Source organism: Bartonella sp. TT119HLJHH, from assembly GCF_042193385.1.
Taxonomy (GTDB): Bacteria; Pseudomonadota; Alphaproteobacteria; order Rhizobiales; family Rhizobiaceae; genus Bartonella.
In genome coordinates this window covers 1-947 of the sequence record NZ_JBHILS010000111.1, presented here as the reverse complement: position 1 = coordinate 947, position 947 = coordinate 1, and the positions used below count along the sequence as shown (strand labels likewise).

The 947-nt window shown below is 41.7% G+C and carries 2 protein-coding genes and 1 pseudogene; all 3 read right to left on the bottom strand.

Going from position 1 to position 947, the window contains the following annotated elements; translation table 11 throughout:
* Positions 1 to 174, bottom strand: a pseudogene (locus ACFIJL_RS09995) (late control protein); the annotation flags it as partial.
* The gene (locus ACFIJL_RS09990) at positions 171 to 395 is read right to left on the bottom strand and encodes a tail protein X (RefSeq protein ID WP_273789860.1); all 225 of its coding nucleotides are present in this window, start codon (positions 393 to 395) and stop codon (positions 171 to 173) included. The pseudogene ACFIJL_RS09995 and the gene ACFIJL_RS09990, both read right to left, overlap by 4 nt.
* Positions 392 to 772, bottom strand: a complete 381-nt coding sequence (locus ACFIJL_RS09985; protein WP_375624492.1) for a phage tail protein — start codon at positions 770 to 772, stop codon at positions 392 to 394. The genes ACFIJL_RS09990 and ACFIJL_RS09985 overlap by 4 nt, the downstream gene beginning before the upstream one ends.
* Positions 773 to 947: the final 175 nt, after the last annotated feature.

Here is a 947-nt window from a genome sequence, read left to right as displayed (position 1 = left end):
AAGAGGAATATCAAGAAAGCCGTTATCACTGTCACGCGCACGGTCATCAAGCTCTATAGTGATACGATCACTTTTGTTTTCTGCTTCATCGGTAATTTCAATCGACAAAACATAGTCCATCAGCGTTCTTGTAATGTCCTCTCCATTTGCCATCACTGTGCAAAAAGGTTTCATGATTTGCTACCCCAAATTCTGATCACTGGTGTGGCTTTCGGATAGGGGAGGGTTGGTAAGAGTATCGTGATACCTGCTTTTAAAATGGGTCCATAGTCTGCAAGACCAAAGTTTGCTGCATAAACGCGTTCAACAGCAAGGGCTTGTTGACCCTTTGCATAGTATCTCCAGCAAATGGCATCAACCATATCGCCTTCTTTTGTTACGTAAAGATCACTCATAGCTCTTCACCATATTCTCTCAACTTTATTGTAAATTCTTGTTTTTTGGGGATGCCATTATGATGAAAAATGCTTTGTTTTTCCTCTACAGAAAGAATGACAAACTTACCTAAGATTTTGCCTTGACCAGTCACAAGAATGTGAGGTCCTTCATGTGCCATTTGCCGTAAATATTCGAGCTGTCTATGACCACCTTTGAAATCTGGATAAATCACACCAGTTAAAGAAAATTCCGCATTTGCAACGGCAGGCAATTGAAGAGCTGCTTTGCGCCCCAATCGTCCTTGCTCTACCCATGGAACCCCATAAGACATATCAAGTGTTTGATAAGCAGCTGTTTCAATCGAAAAAATAAAACCACCCAAAGCTAACATCATGGTGTTTAATCCGAAAGGCTAGAGGCTATAGCCAAGCGTTGCTGTTTGGCATAGCGTTCAAGGGCTTGATTGACTGCGTCTCTGATTTCGTCCTTTAAACCATTGGGGACGGAAATATTTAAATTTGAAATCATCACGCGGGCATCTACTTCAACGGGCTTATGAACCGTAATTG

What these genes read in the sequence shown, in the direction of transcription:
- ACFIJL_RS09990 (WP_273789860.1), bottom strand. Translation starts at nt 395, where the DNA reads ATGAGTGATCTTTACGTAACAAAAGAAGGCGATATGGTTGATGCCATT.
- ACFIJL_RS09985 (WP_375624492.1), bottom strand. Translation starts at nt 772, where the DNA reads ATGATGTTAGCTTTGGGTGGTTTTATTTTTTCGATTGAAACAGCTGCT.